This window comes from Flavobacterium sp. AC105 (genome assembly GCF_979258495.1).
This window is the reverse complement of record NZ_OZ409860.1, coordinates 1,744,318-1,760,911: the sequence shown is the minus strand read 5'-3', so window position 1 is coordinate 1,760,911 and position 16,594 is coordinate 1,744,318. Positions and strand designations below refer to the sequence as shown.

Sequence of the window (16,594 nt, the reverse complement as noted above, 5' to 3'; positions counted from 1 at the left end):
TTATTTACTCTTGATGCTTTAAAATTAGTGTAAATTCGTGAAATTCGTGGCAAAATTTCTTCTACTTAATTCCGCCAAATGCGCCGAAACACATATTCTTATGTAAAATTTCGACACTTGTAAAACCAACTTTCTTCATCAAATCCAATTGGTAATTCATCGATCTGGGCGTGTCTTCTTTTTCTACATAATCCAAAACTTTCTGGCGATATTCGGCTCCGCCAATTCCTTCCAAATAATCGCCATAACGCTGCCACGTATATTCATTTAATAATTCCGTGTCTTGTGTAATCAAATCCGAAATCATAAAACAGCCTCCTGGTTTTAATAATTTAAATATTTTAGTAAACGTTGTTTCCCAATCCTGGTCATCTCTCAAATGGTGTAAAACGGCTCCAGCCAAAATAATATCAAAATGATTTTCCGGCAAATCGACTTCTCGAATATCGCCTTGCTTTACTTCTGCTTTTCCGTTCGTTTCGTTAGAAACCCTTTCAAAAGCACGATCTAACATTGGCAAACTCAAATCGACCAAAGTACAATTCAAATCCGGAACTTTCGAAAGCATTTTTAAAGTATAATTCCCTGCACCACAGCCAATATCCAGGACATTTTTGGCATTCGGGACAATTCTTTTAGAAGCTTCAGTAATTAATTCTAAAGAAATAGTGGCATCGATCGTTGCCACTTGTCCGGTTTCTAAATTGGAGAATCGTTCGACATCATTATCAAAACGTTCTCTGATTTCTGCAATAGTTGATTTTTTCATAACTTTTTTGTTTTAGGTTTTCACGCAGATTTGGCAGATTGAGCAGATATTTTTCAGTTTAGGATATAAAATAAAAATATATAAATTTAAAAATCATTTTAATCTTTTAATCTGTTGCTAAAAATAATTAATAAAAAAAAATCTGCTCAATCTGCCAAATCTGCGTGAAACATTTTTTTTTCAAAAGTATCTCTTTCATATATACTTCAAAAATACTTATTTTGTCAATTATTAATACTTTATAGGTATTTATGGAATTACGCCACTTGAAATATTTTTTGGCTGTAGCCGAAGAATTAAACTTTACCAAAGCTGCTGAAAAACTATTTATTTCGCAACCGCCTTTAAGCCGACAAATTATCGAACTTGAAGAGGAAATCCAGGCGCGTCTATTTATTAGAAACAATAAAAAAGTCGAACTTACCGAAGCCGGAAAATATTTTGAAAAAGAAGTAAAAGATCTTTTTCAGAATCTGGAACGCATTTCCATCAAAACGAAAAAAATTGCAGAGAATACTTCCGGCGAATTCCGGATTGCGTATATCAGTTCTATATATTCCAGTACAATTTCAGAATTAATAAAACACCTGAAAGAACAATTCCCGTACGTTAATTTCAAACTCTTTGAAGTTTCCACAACCAAACAAATCGCTGCTCTGGAACAAGGGAAAATTGAGTTGGGCATTATTCGTTCACCTATAAAATCTCCAAAAATAAAATCGCAATTGTGGTTTCAGGATGGATTTTCAGTTGTTTATAATAAGCGTTTAATCCAAATTAATTCTGAAAAGGAAATTCCGAATTTAAAAGACGAAACCTTTGTATTTTTCAATAAAGATTACGCGCCACATTATCATGAGGTTTTACTGGAACTTTGTGCTTTTTATGGCTTTACGCCGAAAGTGGTTCATGAATCGAACAATATTAATTCTATTGTACAATTAGTTAAAAACGGATTGGGGATTTCGATTGTTCCATCTAATATTACCAAGAATAATCAGGATCCGGAAATAGGTTTTATCGAATTAAAAAAAGTTAATTTATATACAGATGTTTCTTTAATTACTTCAAAAGAAGATGATTCTGAAATAACAAAATCAGCCGTTGAATTTTTGTTAAAAAAAGGATAGACACGAATTCACGAATTTCTTTTTTAGTTTACGCATAGATTTTAAAAAATAAAAATTCGTGAATTCGTGGCTGAAAAAAAGTTACAATTTATCACACCTAAATTCCTTACCAGAACCAACTTTTAAATACCTTAGCGGATTGTTATATTATATAAAAAAATCAATAAAATGGCGGAGCAATCTTCAATTCAGTGTCCAAATTGTGGAACTACAATCGATGTAAATGATATTTTAAAACATCAATTGGAAGATAGTATCCGTAAAGAATTTCAGCAAAAGGCAACTGCACAAGCCAAAGAATTGGAACTTAAAAACGAGCAATTCGAAAAAGCAAAAGCTGATTTTGAAGCCAAAAAGAAACAGGAAAATGAACTTTTTGCCGAACGTTTAGAACGTGAGAAAAAAGTAGCCGAAAAAGAAATTACCGAAAAAGTAAAAACCAAACTCGACGAAGAAAATAAAGATCGTTTAACATTAATGGAAAAAGAACTTTCCGAAAAATCAGAAAAACTTCGTGAGCTTAATAAAATGACAGGCGAAATTGCGAAACTCCAACGTGAAAAACTGGAAATGAAAGAAGCAATTGAAGCTCAGGCCCAAAAACAGCTTAATGAGACTTTGATTCTGGAACGTGATAAAATCCGTAAACAGGAAGAAGAAAAAAACGAGCTTAAAATAAAAGAATACCAAAAACAATCTGACGATCAAAAAAAGCTGATCGAAGAAATGAAACGCAAGCAGGAACAAGGTTCTATGCAATTGCAAGGCGAAGTAATGGAATTAGCGATTGAAGAATGGCTGGCCAATAATTTCCCACTTGATAGTATTGATGAAGTCAAAAAAGGCGCAAATGGTGCCGATTGCCTTCAGATTGTAAATACACGTGAACTTCAAAATTGCGGTTCGATTTATTACGAAAGCAAACGTACAAAAGCGTTTCAACCTGCGTGGATTGAGAAATTCAAAAACGATATCAGAACCAAAAGAGCCAATATTGGTGTTTTGGTAACCGAAGTAATGCCCGCCGGAATGGACCGAATGGGAATGCGCGACGGCATCTGGATTTGTACTTATGAAGAATTTAAAGGTTTGAGTGCCGTTTTACGTCAATCCTTAATTCAGGTGAGTCAGGCGGTTCAGGCACAGGAAAACAAAGGCGATAAAATGTCGATGTTGTATGATTTTTTGACCAGTAATGAATTTCGTTTACAAATTGAAGGCATTGTTGAAGGCTTCACACAAATGCAAGGCGATCTTGATGCCGAAAAAAGAGCGATGCAAAGAATCTGGAAACAGCGTGAAAAACAAATTGAAAAAGTAGTTCATAATACGTTAGGAATGTACGGTTCGATTCGTGGTATTGCCGGAAATGCGGTTCAGACTGTTCGGGCTCTCGAACTTGATTTTATTGAGGATAAACAAGAAGATGAACCGAAAGAACTGTTATAATTAGTACATGAAAATGGGACGCGGATGACGCGGATTCCGCTATGCGAAAACGCAGATTGAGCGGATTTTTGTCATTCACAAAAAAAGGCTTCGCAATTAAACGAAGCCTTTGATTTTTAGTTCTTTTTTAAAACCATTGTTGGTCCAAACTGATTTGAAAGTAAAAGCGTATTACCAGAAATCGAATATTCTGTAGTCGTTTTTAACAACTTCATAAACTCATCTTCTTTTTTTGAAGGTTCACATTTTTTTCCTTCAGAAGTAACATTCAAAAACTGAATTTGTCCTGATCCTTTCGAAAGTAAATTGCCTTTAATAGCGTTGCATCCTGCAAAACCTGTAAAAGTTGACGCTGTTATTGCAACATTTGGAACGTATTTCTGAAAATCAATTTCAACAACTCTCTTTCCGTTCAACTCACTTAAAATCCAGGTTTGCTGTAATTTCTTTTCAATTGATTTTGAATCAACTACAGAATTTGCATCTTTCGCAGATTTACATCCGTAAGTTAAAGACACAGCGATAAATAACATTAAAATCCTTTTCATGTAATAATTAAATTTGTAAGTTTTATGTTGCAAATTTATTTTTACATTATATCTTCGATTACAATCAAAAATTATTTTTAAACCATTTTAAGACATTTTTTAAGGCATAAAAGTTAATCTACTTTCCTAAAAACCAACAATTTCCCTGACGGATTTGATAATATTAATCTATTGTCTCCTATAGAATATGTTGTGACGCTTTGAAGTGCTTTTGTAAATTCACCTTCCTTATTTCCCGGTGCGCAGGCCATCAGTGTAGAAATAACTTTTGAGAAACGAAGCAAATCTTTCTCATAAAAAATAGAGCCGCTGATAGCATTACAGCCGCCAAATCCCATAAATTTATTTTCTGCAGAATTAATTTCGATTCTTGGTAATTCTCTTTGAAAATCGGTTACAAAAACTTTAAAGCCATTTAATTCTTCCAAAACCCATATATCATGTAAACGGTAATCTGTATTATATTTTCCGCAGCCGCTTAGCTTTTTGGTTTCTAATTCGGAGTTGTTTTTAATTTCGACCGTAACTTTATAAGGAGAAATCACGCCAGACATCGAATCCTGACAATCCAACTGCTGGATTGTAATGGTTGCCGTCGAATTTTCATTGCTTACTTTGTACATTTTTACATTGGCATCCATTGCTTTTACAGCTTCAACAGAAGGAAATATAAGTTTTTCTTTTCCCGGAATTAAAGAAGTGAAAATAATTTCATCAATTCCCATTTTTATTGCCCAAAAAGGCTCATTCCCAGTCGCTTTAAAATAATATTTCATCTCATCTTCCTGAGTTCCATATTCAGAAGTAGTTTTTGCATCCGAAGTTTTACCGGTCATAGATTTACAACCAACCAACAATAAAAGTATTAGGAAAACCGAAAGTGTATTTTTCATAACGATTGTATTAAGAATAATTATTTATCGTAAAACATATATAAAATTCTTATGAATTTACGACAATTTTTTGAAATTCTTATTTAGAATGTTTTCAAATTTTAAATAATTTCTATTACAATAATTCGCTTGAAACGCACACTACGTAAAAGATTACGACAAAATACGTAATTATTTCAAAGATATCATACTTAAAAAAACAATATGAATACGTATTTTTATAAGTATAAATACTTATATTTGCGTAGTAATACTTAATTAAAGAAATCATGATTAGAGTAATAGTAGTTGGAAACGGCATGGTTGGTTATAAATTTTGCGAAAAATTCATTGCAAAATCAGGACAGGAAAAGTATCAGATTACCGTTTTTGGTGAAGAACCAAGGCGCGCTTACGACAGGGTTCATTTAAGTGAATATTTTGGAGGAAAAACAGCAGACGATTTATCGCTATCGACCAGTGAATGGTACGCAGAAAACAATATTACGCTCAATACTTCTGAATTAATTACAGATATTAATCGCGAAGAAAAGACAATACATACACATTTAGAAAAAACACATACTTACGATTACTTAGTTTTGGCAACTGGATCTTCGGCTTTTGTACCGCCAATTGACGGTGTAGAAAAAGAAGGTGTTTTTGTTTACAGAACTATTGAAGATTTGGATGCAATTATGGCCTACGCCAAAAAAATAAAACAAAAAGGCGCGACTGAAGCGGCGGTTTTAGGCGGAGGATTATTAGGTCTTGAAGCGGCAAAAGCTGTTCGTGATTTAGGATTAAATCCGCATGTGGTAGAATTTGCTCCGCGTTTGATGCCGAGACAATTAGACAAAGGCGCGAGCGATATGCTGCAATCTAAAATAGAGGAATTAAACATTCGTATTCACTTAAACAAAGCCACACAATATATCGACGGAAATGAATGCATTACGGGAATGATGTTTGCAGATGACGAATTGTTAAAAGTGGACATGTTGGTTATTTCTGCCGGAATTAAACCTCGTGACGAACTTGCTCGTGTTTCCGGACTTGAAGTTGGCTTGCGAGGCGGTGTTGTGGTAAACAATCAAATGCAAACGTCTGATCCTTATATTTTTGCGATTGGGGAAGTAGCGCTTTATAACCAAAATATTTACGGACTTGTTGCGCCGGGTTACGAAATGGCCGATGTTGCCGCAGAGCAAATCTTAAAGGGGACAAAAACCATGAGAGAGACCATCGATATGTCGACGCAGTTGAAATTAATTGGTGTTGAAGTAGCGAGTTTTGGTGATCCTTTTGTGGAAAATAATGATGTAACGGCAATTATTTACGAGAATAAATTAAGCGGAATTTATAAAAGAATCAACGTTACTAAAGATTCCAAAACTTTATTAGGCGGAATTTTAGTGGGAGATTCAAGTGATTATAATTCTCTATTTCAGATTTACAGCAACGCTATGGCTTTGCCAAAAAATCCCGAAGATTTAATTTTAGGTTCACGCGACGGTTCTGAAGGTTCAAGCTTAGGAAGTGTGATGGATTTACCAGACACTGCCGTAATTTGTTCTTGCGAAAATGTGACTAAAGGCGCAATTTGCTGTTCGCTTTTAGATGAAACCTGTTCTAATTTTTCGGATGTTGTCAAACATACCAAAGCAACTTCGGGTTGTGGAGGCTGTAAACCAATGGTTTCTGATTTGGTAAAAGCCACACAAAAATCATTAGGAAAAGAAGTAAAAGATGTTATTTGCGAGCATTTTAGTTATACGCGTCAGGAATTATTTGATTTGGTGAAAATCAATAAATATGAGAATTTTTACGAAGTTATTGATCATCACGGCAAAGGCGACGGCTGCGAAGTTTGCAAACCTGTTGTGGCTTCGATTTTCTCCAGTATTTATAATGATACTGCAAATAAGCATGTTACAACGCAAGATACAAACGACAGATTTTTGGCTAACATTCAACGAAACGGAACGTATTCTGTTGTGCCAAGAGTTGCCGGCGGAGAAATTACTGCCGAAAAATTAATCGTAATTGGAGAAGTTGCCAAACAATTTGATTTATATACTAAAATTACAGGCGCTCAACGTGTCGATTTATTCGGAGCGCATTTGAGTGATTTACCAAAAATATGGAAAATATTAATTGACAATGGTTTTGAAAGTGGTCACGCTTACGGAAAATCGCTTCGTGCCGTAAAAAGCTGTGTCGGAAATGCGTGGTGTCGTTACGGAATGGATGACAGCGCCGGATTTGCCATTCAACTTGAAAACAGATACAAAGGAATTCGTTCTCCGCATAAATTAAAAGGTGGTGTTTCGGCCTGCATTCGCGAATGCGCTGAAGCCCGCGGAAAAGATTTCGGATTAATCGCAGTTGAAGGCGGATGGAATTTATACATCGCCGGAAACGGTGGTGCAAACCCAAAACACGCTGTTTTACTGGCTGAAAAAATTGATAAAGAAACGGTTATTAAATATTTGGATCGCTTTTTAATGTATTATATCCGTACTGCTGGTCCACTGGTTCGAACTGCAACCTGGTTAGAAAAACTCGATGGAGGTTTAGATTATCTGAAAGAAGTAATTATTGAAGATAGTTTAGGAATTTGCGAAACCTTAGAAGCTGAAATGCAGACTTTGGTCAATACTTTTGAATGTGAATGGAAACAGGTTCTGGAAAAACCAAGATTGTTAAAACGCTTCAATCATTTTGTAAATTCTGACGAGAAAGATGATAATGTTGTTTTTGTTCCGTTACGAGATCAAAAAGCGCCAAAAGCCTGGTCATAAAACTTTATAAATATTTTTTTAAACACATAGAAACATAGCTTATAGAAGTTGATATTCACTTAGTATAACACACATAGCTTTCAAAGATTTTTAATTTTTAATTAAATAATCAGCTCCAAAAAAAAGAAAAAAATATCACAAACGTTTGCTGTTCTCTTACCCTCTTTTTTACTGCGCCATCAAACTCTCTTGATTGTAAAAAGAGGGATAAGAAACAGGAAACTAAAATTTAAGTCAAATGGAAGAAATATTAAATCAATACGAAACTGTGCATCCAAACGATGCAACAATTTGGTTTAAAGCCGGAAAAACAGAAGATTTTCCAACGAATCGCGGCGGCTGCATCAAATACAAAAACAAACAAATTGCGATTTTTAATTTTGCACGCCGCAACGAATGGTATGCTTGTCAGAATGCTTGTCCGCATAAAATGGAAATGGTTTTGGCAAGAGGAATGACAGGATCTACAGATGATATTCCGAAAATTGCGTGCCCGATGCATAAGAAAACTTTTTCGCTTGTTGATGGCTCTAACTTAAATGGCGACGATTTTAAAATTGCGACGTACCCGATTAAAGTTATTGAAAATGAAGTTTTTGTTGGGTTTGTCGATTAATCTAACTGACGCTTTGATACAAATATTTTTTTGCCAAAGATTATAGAATTAAAAAAATGTTTCACGCAGATTTTGCAGATTGAGCAGATTTAAAAAATAAAATAATCTACATTGATTATTTATAAATTTCTTCAAAAAAAAATCTGCTCAATCTGCAAAATCGGCGTGAAAAAAAAATAACAACGTATATCAATAATGTATTCTTATCGTTTGAAGATATTACAGTAACGAGTTAATTCTGTATATTTGAAAATCTATTATCTTACCAACAATGACAACACCTTTTCAAAAAGCAAGCGAGTGGATTGATGCCGAAAATGCTCAGGATCCGAATATCGAAATTGATCAAAATATCGAATATCCGAAGGAATTATTGTATTCTAACAGGATGTACGAAAGGTTGATGCAATTTGAACCTGAAGCTTCAGAAGAAATACAGATTGCTTCGAAAGCACAACATATTTGCCGATGGAAAGTCGCTCGCGAATCCTACCCAATGGATCGTGTGGGTTATTTGAGATGGAGAGAAGAACTTAAAAAATTTCACGCTGCAACTACTGCCGAAATCTTAGAAAAAGCCGGATATTCTCCCGAATTTATAGATCGTGTTTCTTTTTTAATCGAAAAGAAATTACTGAAAAAAGATGCCGAAACTCAATTACTGGAAGATGTAATTTGTCTGGTATTTTTAGAATATTATTTAGATCCTTTTGTGCACAAACACGATGACGAAAAACTAAAAAATATCATCAAAAAAACCTGGGACAAAATGTCTGAAAAAGGACATCAGGAAGCTTTAAAAATCAACTATTCTGAAGAAAATTTAAACTTAATAAAAGCATCTTTGGGATTGTAATTTGATTTTTTATGATAAAAAAAAGCAATCAGGAAGCTGCAGATAAAATCACGTTCAAAAATTTACGCCGTCTGTATTTTTTTGCACTTCTTACTATTGCCCTAACTATAATTGTAAGTCAGATTTTAGTTCAATACAATCTAAATCAGCAATTAAGCGATTCTAAAATTATCAATATTTCCGGGAAGCAAAGAATGCTGAGCCAGAAAATCGTCAAAGAAGTTTTGATTTTGAATTATGTTGCTGATACGGCTCAAAAACATGAAATTTCTCATTTAAAAAATGTTTTGGCACTTTGGAAAACCAATCAGAATGCTTTAGAAAATGGCAGCGATAGTTTGGCTTTTCCAAAAGAAAAAAGCGAAACTTTATCTCGATTATATTCGGATATAAAACCAAGTTTTACTTCAATTGTAAAAGCAACCGATTTATTTCTGTTGAATCTAGAACAGAAAAATAATGTATCCGAAAATCAAAAACTGATACAAACAATTCTAAAAAATGAAGGTGTTTTTCTTTCGAAAATGAATCAAATTGTAACGCAATATGATCTTGAAGCGCATGAAAAGGTTACGGAACAGCGCAAGATAGAATATTGGATTTTTGCTTTTACTTTATTTGTTTTGCTTTTGGAATTTTTCTTCATTTTTAAACCTACGAGCAAAAAAATCGAAACATTGATTACCAAGCTTTTATCTTCTGAAAAGAAGGCTTTAAAACTGGCTTACGATACTGAAATTATCAGCGAAATCAAGGAAAACTCTGTAAAAGAATTAAAATCTCTGAATTATGCCATGGAAAATACGCTGCTTTATTGCCGTATTGCGCCCGATGGTTCGATTATTCATATTGGAGAAAAATTTGCAAAACTCATTAATTACACCAAGTTTTCATCCCATAAAAAATTCTCGGAAGTTTTAACGACTGATGAAAAAGAACAGCTTAATATTGATCGTATTATTTTTGAGAAACAGCGAAGCGGCTGGCAAGGCGAAATTAAAATTATCAATAAAGAATCACAAACGATTTGGCTCGATTTATCAATGGTTCCGGTAACGATTAAAAAAGACGAACTGGAACTTTTAGTTGTTTGTTTTAATATTACGGAACGCAAAAAAGCACAGCGCGAAGTCGAACGTTTGAATATTGAAAACAGCACGGAAAAAATCAATCAACAGAAGATTATTTCAAGCAAAATTGTTGAAAATCAGGAAAACGAACAAAACAGAATCGCCAAGGAAATTCATGACGGAATCGGTCAAATGCTTACCGGATTAAAATTTAGCCTAGAAAGCATCAACTTAGAAGACAAAGAAAAATCGGCTCAAAAAATAGAATATTTAAAGAAATTATCGCTTGATATTATCAAAGGTGTTCGCACGGCAACTTTTAACCTGATGCCTCCGGAATTGAGCGATCACGGCATTGTTTCTTCTCTTTCGAAACTTACGCAGGAACTTTCTAAACTTACCGGAAAAGAAATTCTGTTTTATAATAAAACCGATTTCAATCAGCGTTTAGACTCTTTAATCGAAATCAATATTTATCGACTTACGCAGGAAGCGATTAACAACGCCATAAAATACGCTGAATCATCGCATATCATTGTGCAGCTTTCTCATAGCGAAACTTTACTAAGTATTATTATTGATGATAACGGGAAAGGTTTTGATGTAAATGCGGTAGATAAAAAACGCAACAGCGAATCCGGAATGGGACTTTTATTCATGAAGGAAAGAATTCAATACATTAACGGACGCGTTTTTATTAAATCGATTCCGGGTGAAGGAACGAGGATTACTTTTAATATTCCGATCTGAAAATTAGATAATTAGATAATGTGCCAATTAGATAATTTACACGCAGACCTTTGTCAAAGTTTGAAACTTTGACAAAGGTTTACACAATCTTGTCAGACTGAGCGAAGTCGAAGTCCCGCACAAAATGTTGCCAATCTTTGTCGAGCTGCTAGTGAGATCTCTCCTGCGTAGAGATGACAAAAACACGATGAAATTATTTAGAAAATAGACAAAAGTCTACAGGCAATTTTCTAATTATCTAATTGCCACATTATCTAATTAAACTCATTTTCTAATTAACACATTAACGAATTGTTACATTTTCTCATCATTACATTATCTAATTATCAAATTGACATATTCTCTAATTCAAAAATTACGTATCTTAGCGACATCTTTATAGATGAATATACGTAAAAGTTGAGAATTAAAATTAAGTAAATGATGAGTAATAGTATTCGAGTTGTTCTGGCTGATGATCATGTATTTGTAAGAGATGGAATAAAATCTTTACTGGAAAACGAAGCAAACATTGAGGTTGTGGGCGAAGCTATTGATGGCGCAGATGCTCTTGAAGTGGTCGCTGCGAGCAAACCTGATTTACTTATAGTAGATATTCGTATGCCTAACTTAACGGGTATCGAAGTAGTAGAAAACCTTAGAAACGAAAATAATAACGTAAAGATTATCATGCTTTCGATGCATGAATCGGAAGAATATGTATTGAAATCTATAAAAGCCGGAGCCGATGGTTATTTACTAAAAGGTTCCAGCAAAGAAGAATTCCTGAAAGCTTTGCATACTGTCGCTGCTGGCGGAAAGTATTTTAGCGGTGATATTTCTTCGATATTAATTAGTCAGTTAACCAATAACTCAACTTCATTAGAACCTAAACAAAATTTAGGCGAAGAAATGATGATTACCAAAAGAGAAAAGGAAATCCTGACGCTTTTGTTATCCGGAAAAGGCAACAAAGAAATCGCCGAAGCGCTTGAAATCAGCAAACGTACTGCCGAAGTGCACCGTTTTAACCTGATGAAAAAGCTAAAAGTGAAGAACTTAATGGAACTTTCGAACAAAGCGACTGAATATTCACTTTTGTAAATGCTTCATGAAAAAGTTAATAAAGTTTACTCTAATAATTTTTATTTTTACCTTTAAAATATATTCTCAAAATTATTCTTCCGATAGAAAAAACTGGAAATACTTCACTTTAAAACAAGAAACAACCGTCTCGGTAATTGATCACATACCTACAGCTACTCTTTGCGGTACATTCGCTTTTGCATCAATTACAATAGTAAAGACTGAAGATGGAGGTATTTTCCGTGTTCTTAACTTATGTAATTCTAAAACTTATACCATTAATCAAATTATAAAAATAATTCCAAATTCAACCCCTTCATTTGATGTAATGTTGCCTTCTAAATATGATAAAACTAATGAAGCTAAAGAAGTTATTCCGCCATTAGACTATGACAAAACAGTTTTAAAGACTACTTGGGCAATTATAAATGAGTAAATTAATATTTAGTAAACGTTTTAGAATATCTTTATTCTGTTTAAAAGATAAAAAGAACCTTTTAAAAATAGTATTTTCATAAAATAGAGAATCAATTTTGTGATGTTGGTAAATCTACTTAGGTAAATAAAAATACTTAGAATTAAATTACGTATTAATACTTATAAGTATTTACATTTGGTAAAACAAATCTAAGTACTTATGGAAAATACAAACTCTTTATCGCAATCACACAAGATTTTATTTTTGAATACTTTGGCCTTCACCGTATGTTTTGCTTGTTGGACATTGAACGGTGTATTGGTAACCTTTTTGGTTGACAATGGTATTTTCAATTGGAGCGTTGTGCAAGTGGGCTGGTTATTAGGAATTCCTATTTTAACAGGTTCAATTATGCGTTTGCCAATTGGAATTTTAACCGATAAATTTGGCGGGAAATACGTTTTTTCACTTTTACTCCTCCTCTCTTCTATTCCGTTATTCTTATTGCCTTACGCTGATAGCTTTGTAACGTTTGCAATCTTAAGTTTTTTGTTTGGAATGGTCGGAACAAGTTTTGCTGTCGGAATTGGATATACTTCAATTTGGTATCCAAAAGAATGGCAGGGACGTGCTTTGGGAATTTTCGGAATGGGAAATGCCGGAGCTGCAATAACTACTTTTTTAGCTCCTTCTTTACTAAATCATTTTTCTGTAGATGATCCACAAAATGGCTGGAAAATACTTCCTGTAATTTATGCTGTTGCTTTGGTTATTATTGGTCTTGCGTTTTTAATTTTTGCCAAAAATAAAAAATTAGAAAACGATACCAGAACAGTTTCAGAAATGCTTCAATCTTTAAAATGTGCCCGCGTCTGGCGATTTGGAGCTTATTATTTCCTCGTTTTCGGATGTTTTGTGGCGTATTCACAATGGCTTTTGCCGAATTTCATGAACGTTTATCAAACCAGTCTGGTTATGGGCGGATTGTTTGCCACTTTATTTAGTTTACCTTCTGGCGTTATTCGTGCTTTTGGCGGTTATTTATCTGATAAATTTGGCGCACGAAAAGTAATGTATTGGGTTTTGAGTTCTTCTGTTATTTTAAGCGCATTATTAATGATTCCGAAAATGGAAATCACGACAACCGGACCCGGAGTTTTGGCTTCAAAAAAAGGAACTATAACTGCTGTTTCTGATAAAAGTATTAAAATTGGAGAAACTAATTTTCCTATTGCACAAAAAAAAGATAACGAATCTCAAAGCGCTATTTTCCCAACCAAAACTTCCTGGCAGCAAGTTGTAGTTAATGAAAATCAATCGGTTAAGAAAAAAGAACTTTTAGCTAAAGGAATTACTGTCATTAAATTTGATGCCAATATGTGGGTTTTTCTGGTTTTAGTAATTCTAATTGGAATCTCATGGGGAATTGGAAAAGCAGCGGTTTACAAACATATTCCGGAATATTTCCCTAAAGATGTTGGCGTTGTTGGCGGAATGGTTGGAATGATTGGCGGATTGGGCGGTTTTTTTGGACCAATTATTTTTAGTTATCTGCTTACCGCAACCGGAATCTGGTCCAGTTCCTGGATCTTTATCTTAGTGTTTTCGGCTATTTGTTTGATTTGGATGCATTATACCATAACAAAAATCATGAATGAAAAGCAGCCCATTTTATCTAAAGTAATTGATAGACAGTAATATAACACAAAATGATTAAAAAAATCTTAAAATTGTATGATTTTTATCACAAATTAAAACCTTTTATTGATTTAAATTTGCGCCATATTAAACAAACCAGTTATGAAAAAAATTAAACTAATTGCTTTATTACTTTTAGGAATAATCAGTGTTCACGTTGAAGCGCAGGAGCTAGACGTAAATTTACAAATCAGGCCACGTTTTGAATATAGAAATGGTTACAAAACCCTTTTGCCGGAAGGTCAGGAAGGAACTTCTCAAATATCGCAGCGTTCCCGTTTGAATTTTAATTATAAACAAGATGAGTTAACCGTAAAATTAACTTTTCAAAATACCAGAACCTGGGGCGATGTTCCTACAGCGACAGTTGCAGACAAAAACGGTGTTGCTGTTTTTGAAGCGTGGGCACAATATAATTTAACCAAAGAATGGAGTGCGAGAATGGGGCGTCAGGTGCTTTCGTACGATAATCAGCGTATTATGGGCGAAATGGACTGGGCGCAGCAAGGGCAAAGTCACGACGCTTTGATGGTCTCTTTTCATCCAGAAAATCATCAGTTAGATTTGGGTGCTGCTTACAATTCAACTGCCGAAAATACTTTTCAGACACCTTATACTGTAGCCAATTACAAAGCGATGCAATACGCCTGGTATCATACCACTTTTGATAAATTAGGCGCAAGTTTATTAGTACTCAATACGGGTTATGAATATGCAAATGCCGATGCAAAATTATTAGTAGATTACAAACAAACTTTTGGGACTTACTTAACTTATAAAACTGGAAAAATCGACAGTAATTTAAGTTTATACGGTCAAACCGGAAAAAGTACAGACAGACAAGTTAGCGCCTGGAATGCGGCATTAAACTTTGGATATGCTATAAATGACTCTTTTAAAGCTGGTTTAGGTTATGAATTTCTATCAGGAAAAGCTACAAATGACGGAAGCACGGTTATTAAATCATTCAATCCAATTTTTGGGACCAATCATGGCTTTAATGGTTATATGGATTATTTTTATGTTGGAAATCATTTAAACAGCGTTGGTTTGCAAGACGCTTTCTTAAAACTGAATTACAATGTAAACAAATGGCAATTTGCTTTGATTCCGCATGTATTTCTAGCTGCTGCTGATGTTGTTACGCCTCTTAACGAAAAACTTGATTCGTATTTAGGAACTGAGGTTGATTTTAGCGCCGGATATAACTTCAAAAAAGACATTACACTTACCGGAGGATATTCTCAAATGTTTGGCTCTAAAACCTTGGAATTTATAAAAACCGGAGATGCCGGCCACACGAACAATTGGGCCTGGTTAATGATTTCTGTAAATCCTAGAATTTTTAGCTGGAAAAAATAGTTTATCTTCAAATTTCACCCTTATATTTTACCCTTTTCCTATTTCGGAAAAGGGTAATTTTTTTTTACTTACTAAAAACTTGTTTTATACTTTAATTAGTTATATTTGAATCGAATACGAACCCCAATTCTATCCATATGAAACAATTTTTAAAACTATCAATGTTAACTTTCATTGTTACTCAATCTGGTATTGCCCAAAAATACAATGATGACCTAATTTCAAAAAATTCAGAAATAAATTTTGCGAAAACACAAAAAAGAGGAATCAAAAAAAGTAACATTATTTACTATGTAGAAAATGACTTACAAACAGTATCAGCCTACAAAAACAATAAATTAAAATGGCAAACCAATGTCATTTCCGTTTGCGGAAAACCAAAAGTTGGAGAAGCGCAAATAAGATATGTAGGTTATAATACCGATAAACTTCTTATCGTTATTGGCAAACACAACTTTGCAGAAGTTGACATCACTAGCGGTAAAACAAAATTTGTAGGTTAAGATAAAAAGCTGCAAATTTAATGCTTCGCAAGCCTAAATATCATGTCCAAAATTATAGCTTTATTATTTCTGTTTTTTCTTTGCACAAATTCTTATTCGCAAGATCAATTAAATTTGTACAGAGAAATTTACAAAACTTCTGATTCCCTGAAAAAAAGCGGACATATTTTGGATATTGATAAAGAGGTTTTTGAAGAAGTAAAAAAACTTGATGAACAACATCCTTCAAAATACTTTGAAAGGGCAACAGCTTATTTAGAAAAATCTAAATTTAATGAAGCTTCTTTTTTATATTTTTTGGGTTTAATGCGATACAAATATTACAATTCGGCAAATCCGGATTATCAGGAAGGCAATGACATTGCAGTATTTGCTTCGCTTAAAAAAGTTCTGGGCGAACCAGTGAATATGTATTTGAAAACTGACATTGACAATTTTATTTCTGTAGTAAAAACGGCAACAGATTATTATAACGAAAATGATTTTGCCTTTTTTCGGAAATCTGAAAATCCGGAAAAATATGATATTCAATTGAATTTATGCCTAAAATTAAAAACTCAATTAGAAAATAATAAAGAAAAATATACTAATCTCTGGAATGCAGAAATTAAAAAAATGAAAGTAACTTTAAACAAAATTTAATTACGCCTAAATCAGGTATAAAAATTTTGTTTAAAACTTCTT

At 33.7% G+C, this 16,594-nt stretch carries 15 protein-coding genes; 12 read left to right on the top strand and 3 right to left on the bottom strand.

All coding sequences use genetic code 11. The features are described 5' to 3' along the window. Positions 1-61: 61 nt before the first annotated feature. Complete coding sequence (locus ACZ0AH_RS07890; RefSeq protein ID WP_463475265.1) at positions 62-769, bottom strand: class I SAM-dependent methyltransferase; 708 nt, start codon at positions 767-769, stop codon at positions 62-64. Between the two features lie 251 nt (positions 770-1,020). On the opposite strand from ACZ0AH_RS07890, the gene ACZ0AH_RS07885 reads away from it, so the two are divergent. Together ACZ0AH_RS07885 and ACZ0AH_RS07880 are read left to right on the top strand one after the other, a co-directional pair. Next, positions 1,021-1,899 carry a LysR family transcriptional regulator gene (locus ACZ0AH_RS07885; protein WP_463475264.1) on the top strand — a complete coding sequence of 293 codons (879 nt, stop codon included), beginning with the start codon at positions 1,021-1,023 and terminating at the stop codon, positions 1,897-1,899. Between the two features lie 168 nt (positions 1,900-2,067). Next, on the top strand, positions 2,068-3,348 hold the full coding sequence (locus ACZ0AH_RS07880) for a DUF2130 domain-containing protein (RefSeq protein ID WP_463475263.1): 1,281 nt from the start codon (positions 2,068-2,070) through the stop codon (positions 3,346-3,348). A gap of 116 nt (positions 3,349-3,464) precedes the next feature. Here ACZ0AH_RS07880 and ACZ0AH_RS07875 read toward each other — a convergent pair whose 3' ends face one another. Beyond that, positions 3,465-3,896 carry an META domain-containing protein gene (locus ACZ0AH_RS07875; protein ID WP_463475262.1) on the bottom strand — a complete coding sequence of 144 codons (432 nt, stop codon included), beginning with the start codon at positions 3,894-3,896 and terminating at the stop codon, positions 3,465-3,467. A gap of 113 nt (positions 3,897-4,009) precedes the next feature. Next, a complete protein-coding gene (locus ACZ0AH_RS07870; protein WP_463475261.1) occupies positions 4,010-4,789 on the bottom strand; it encodes an META domain-containing protein in 780 nt (259 codons plus the stop codon). A gap of 269 nt (positions 4,790-5,058) precedes the next feature. Between ACZ0AH_RS07870 and nirB the strand changes: the two genes are divergently transcribed. The 10 genes from nirB to ACZ0AH_RS07820 all read left to right on the top strand — a co-directional run bounded on the left by nirB (position 5,059) and on the right by ACZ0AH_RS07820 (position 16,552). Next, entirely contained in the window at positions 5,059-7,572 is a 2,514-nt protein-coding gene (gene nirB, locus ACZ0AH_RS07865; protein ID WP_463475260.1) for a nitrite reductase large subunit NirB, read from the top strand. Between the two features lie 238 nt (positions 7,573-7,810). Beyond that, positions 7,811-8,188, top strand: coding sequence for a nitrite reductase small subunit NirD (gene nirD / locus ACZ0AH_RS07860; RefSeq protein WP_463475259.1), 378 nt, complete (start codon positions 7,811-7,813; stop codon positions 8,186-8,188). A 271-nt stretch (positions 8,189-8,459) separates the two neighbouring features. Next, positions 8,460-9,044, top strand: coding sequence for a DUF4202 domain-containing protein (locus ACZ0AH_RS07855; protein ID WP_463475258.1), 585 nt, complete (start codon positions 8,460-8,462; stop codon positions 9,042-9,044). Positions 9,045-9,055: 11 nt separating this feature from the next. Continuing rightward, positions 9,056-10,864 carry a sensor histidine kinase gene (locus ACZ0AH_RS07850; RefSeq protein ID WP_463475257.1) on the top strand — a complete coding sequence of 603 codons (1,809 nt, stop codon included), beginning with the start codon at positions 9,056-9,058 and terminating at the stop codon, positions 10,862-10,864. A gap of 423 nt (positions 10,865-11,287) precedes the next feature. Next, positions 11,288-11,947, top strand: a complete 660-nt coding sequence (locus ACZ0AH_RS07845; RefSeq protein WP_463478094.1) for a response regulator — start codon at positions 11,288-11,290, stop codon at positions 11,945-11,947. A gap of 7 nt (positions 11,948-11,954) precedes the next feature. Then, a complete protein-coding gene (locus tag ACZ0AH_RS07840) occupies positions 11,955-12,365 on the top strand; it encodes a hypothetical protein (protein WP_463475256.1) in 411 nt (136 codons plus the stop codon). A 201-nt stretch (positions 12,366-12,566) separates the two neighbouring features. Next, complete coding sequence (locus tag ACZ0AH_RS07835) at positions 12,567-14,045, top strand: MFS transporter (RefSeq protein WP_463475255.1); 1,479 nt, start codon at positions 12,567-12,569, stop codon at positions 14,043-14,045. A 102-nt stretch (positions 14,046-14,147) separates the two neighbouring features. Beyond that, positions 14,148-15,407 carry an alginate export family protein gene (locus ACZ0AH_RS07830; protein WP_463475254.1) on the top strand — a complete coding sequence of 420 codons (1,260 nt, stop codon included), beginning with the start codon at positions 14,148-14,150 and terminating at the stop codon, positions 15,405-15,407. 137 nt (positions 15,408-15,544) lie between these two features. Next, a complete protein-coding gene (locus ACZ0AH_RS07825) occupies positions 15,545-15,910 on the top strand; it encodes a hypothetical protein (protein WP_463475253.1) in 366 nt (121 codons plus the stop codon). A 42-nt stretch (positions 15,911-15,952) separates the two neighbouring features. Then, complete coding sequence (locus tag ACZ0AH_RS07820) at positions 15,953-16,552, top strand: hypothetical protein (RefSeq protein WP_463475252.1); 600 nt, start codon at positions 15,953-15,955, stop codon at positions 16,550-16,552. The last annotated feature ends 42 nt before the right edge of the window (positions 16,553-16,594 follow it).

Bases quoted from the DNA above. Each gene is read 5' to 3' on its own strand.
- ACZ0AH_RS07890 (WP_463475265.1), bottom strand. From the start codon at position 769: ATGAAAAAATCAACTATTGCAGAAATCAGAGAACGTTTTGATAATGAT.
- ACZ0AH_RS07885 (WP_463475264.1), top strand. From the start codon at position 1,021: ATGGAATTACGCCACTTGAAATATTTTTTGGCTGTAGCCGAAGAATTA.
- ACZ0AH_RS07880 (WP_463475263.1), top strand. From the start codon at position 2,068: ATGGCGGAGCAATCTTCAATTCAGTGTCCAAATTGTGGAACTACAATC.
- ACZ0AH_RS07875 (WP_463475262.1), bottom strand. From the start codon at position 3,896: ATGAAAAGGATTTTAATGTTATTTATCGCTGTGTCTTTAACTTACGGA.
- ACZ0AH_RS07870 (WP_463475261.1), bottom strand. From the start codon at position 4,789: ATGAAAAATACACTTTCGGTTTTCCTAATACTTTTATTGTTGGTTGGT.
- nirB (WP_463475260.1), top strand. From the start codon at position 5,059: ATGATTAGAGTAATAGTAGTTGGAAACGGCATGGTTGGTTATAAATTT.
- nirD (WP_463475259.1), top strand. From the start codon at position 7,811: ATGGAAGAAATATTAAATCAATACGAAACTGTGCATCCAAACGATGCA.
- ACZ0AH_RS07855 (WP_463475258.1), top strand. From the start codon at position 8,460: ATGACAACACCTTTTCAAAAAGCAAGCGAGTGGATTGATGCCGAAAAT.
- ACZ0AH_RS07850 (WP_463475257.1), top strand. From the start codon at position 9,056: ATGATAAAAAAAAGCAATCAGGAAGCTGCAGATAAAATCACGTTCAAA.
- ACZ0AH_RS07845 (WP_463478094.1), top strand. From the start codon at position 11,288: ATGAGTAATAGTATTCGAGTTGTTCTGGCTGATGATCATGTATTTGTA.
- ACZ0AH_RS07840 (WP_463475256.1), top strand. From the start codon at position 11,955: ATGAAAAAGTTAATAAAGTTTACTCTAATAATTTTTATTTTTACCTTT.
- ACZ0AH_RS07835 (WP_463475255.1), top strand. From the start codon at position 12,567: ATGGAAAATACAAACTCTTTATCGCAATCACACAAGATTTTATTTTTG.
- ACZ0AH_RS07830 (WP_463475254.1), top strand. From the start codon at position 14,148: ATGAAAAAAATTAAACTAATTGCTTTATTACTTTTAGGAATAATCAGT.
- ACZ0AH_RS07825 (WP_463475253.1), top strand. From the start codon at position 15,545: ATGAAACAATTTTTAAAACTATCAATGTTAACTTTCATTGTTACTCAA.
- ACZ0AH_RS07820 (WP_463475252.1), top strand. From the start codon at position 15,953: ATGTCCAAAATTATAGCTTTATTATTTCTGTTTTTTCTTTGCACAAAT.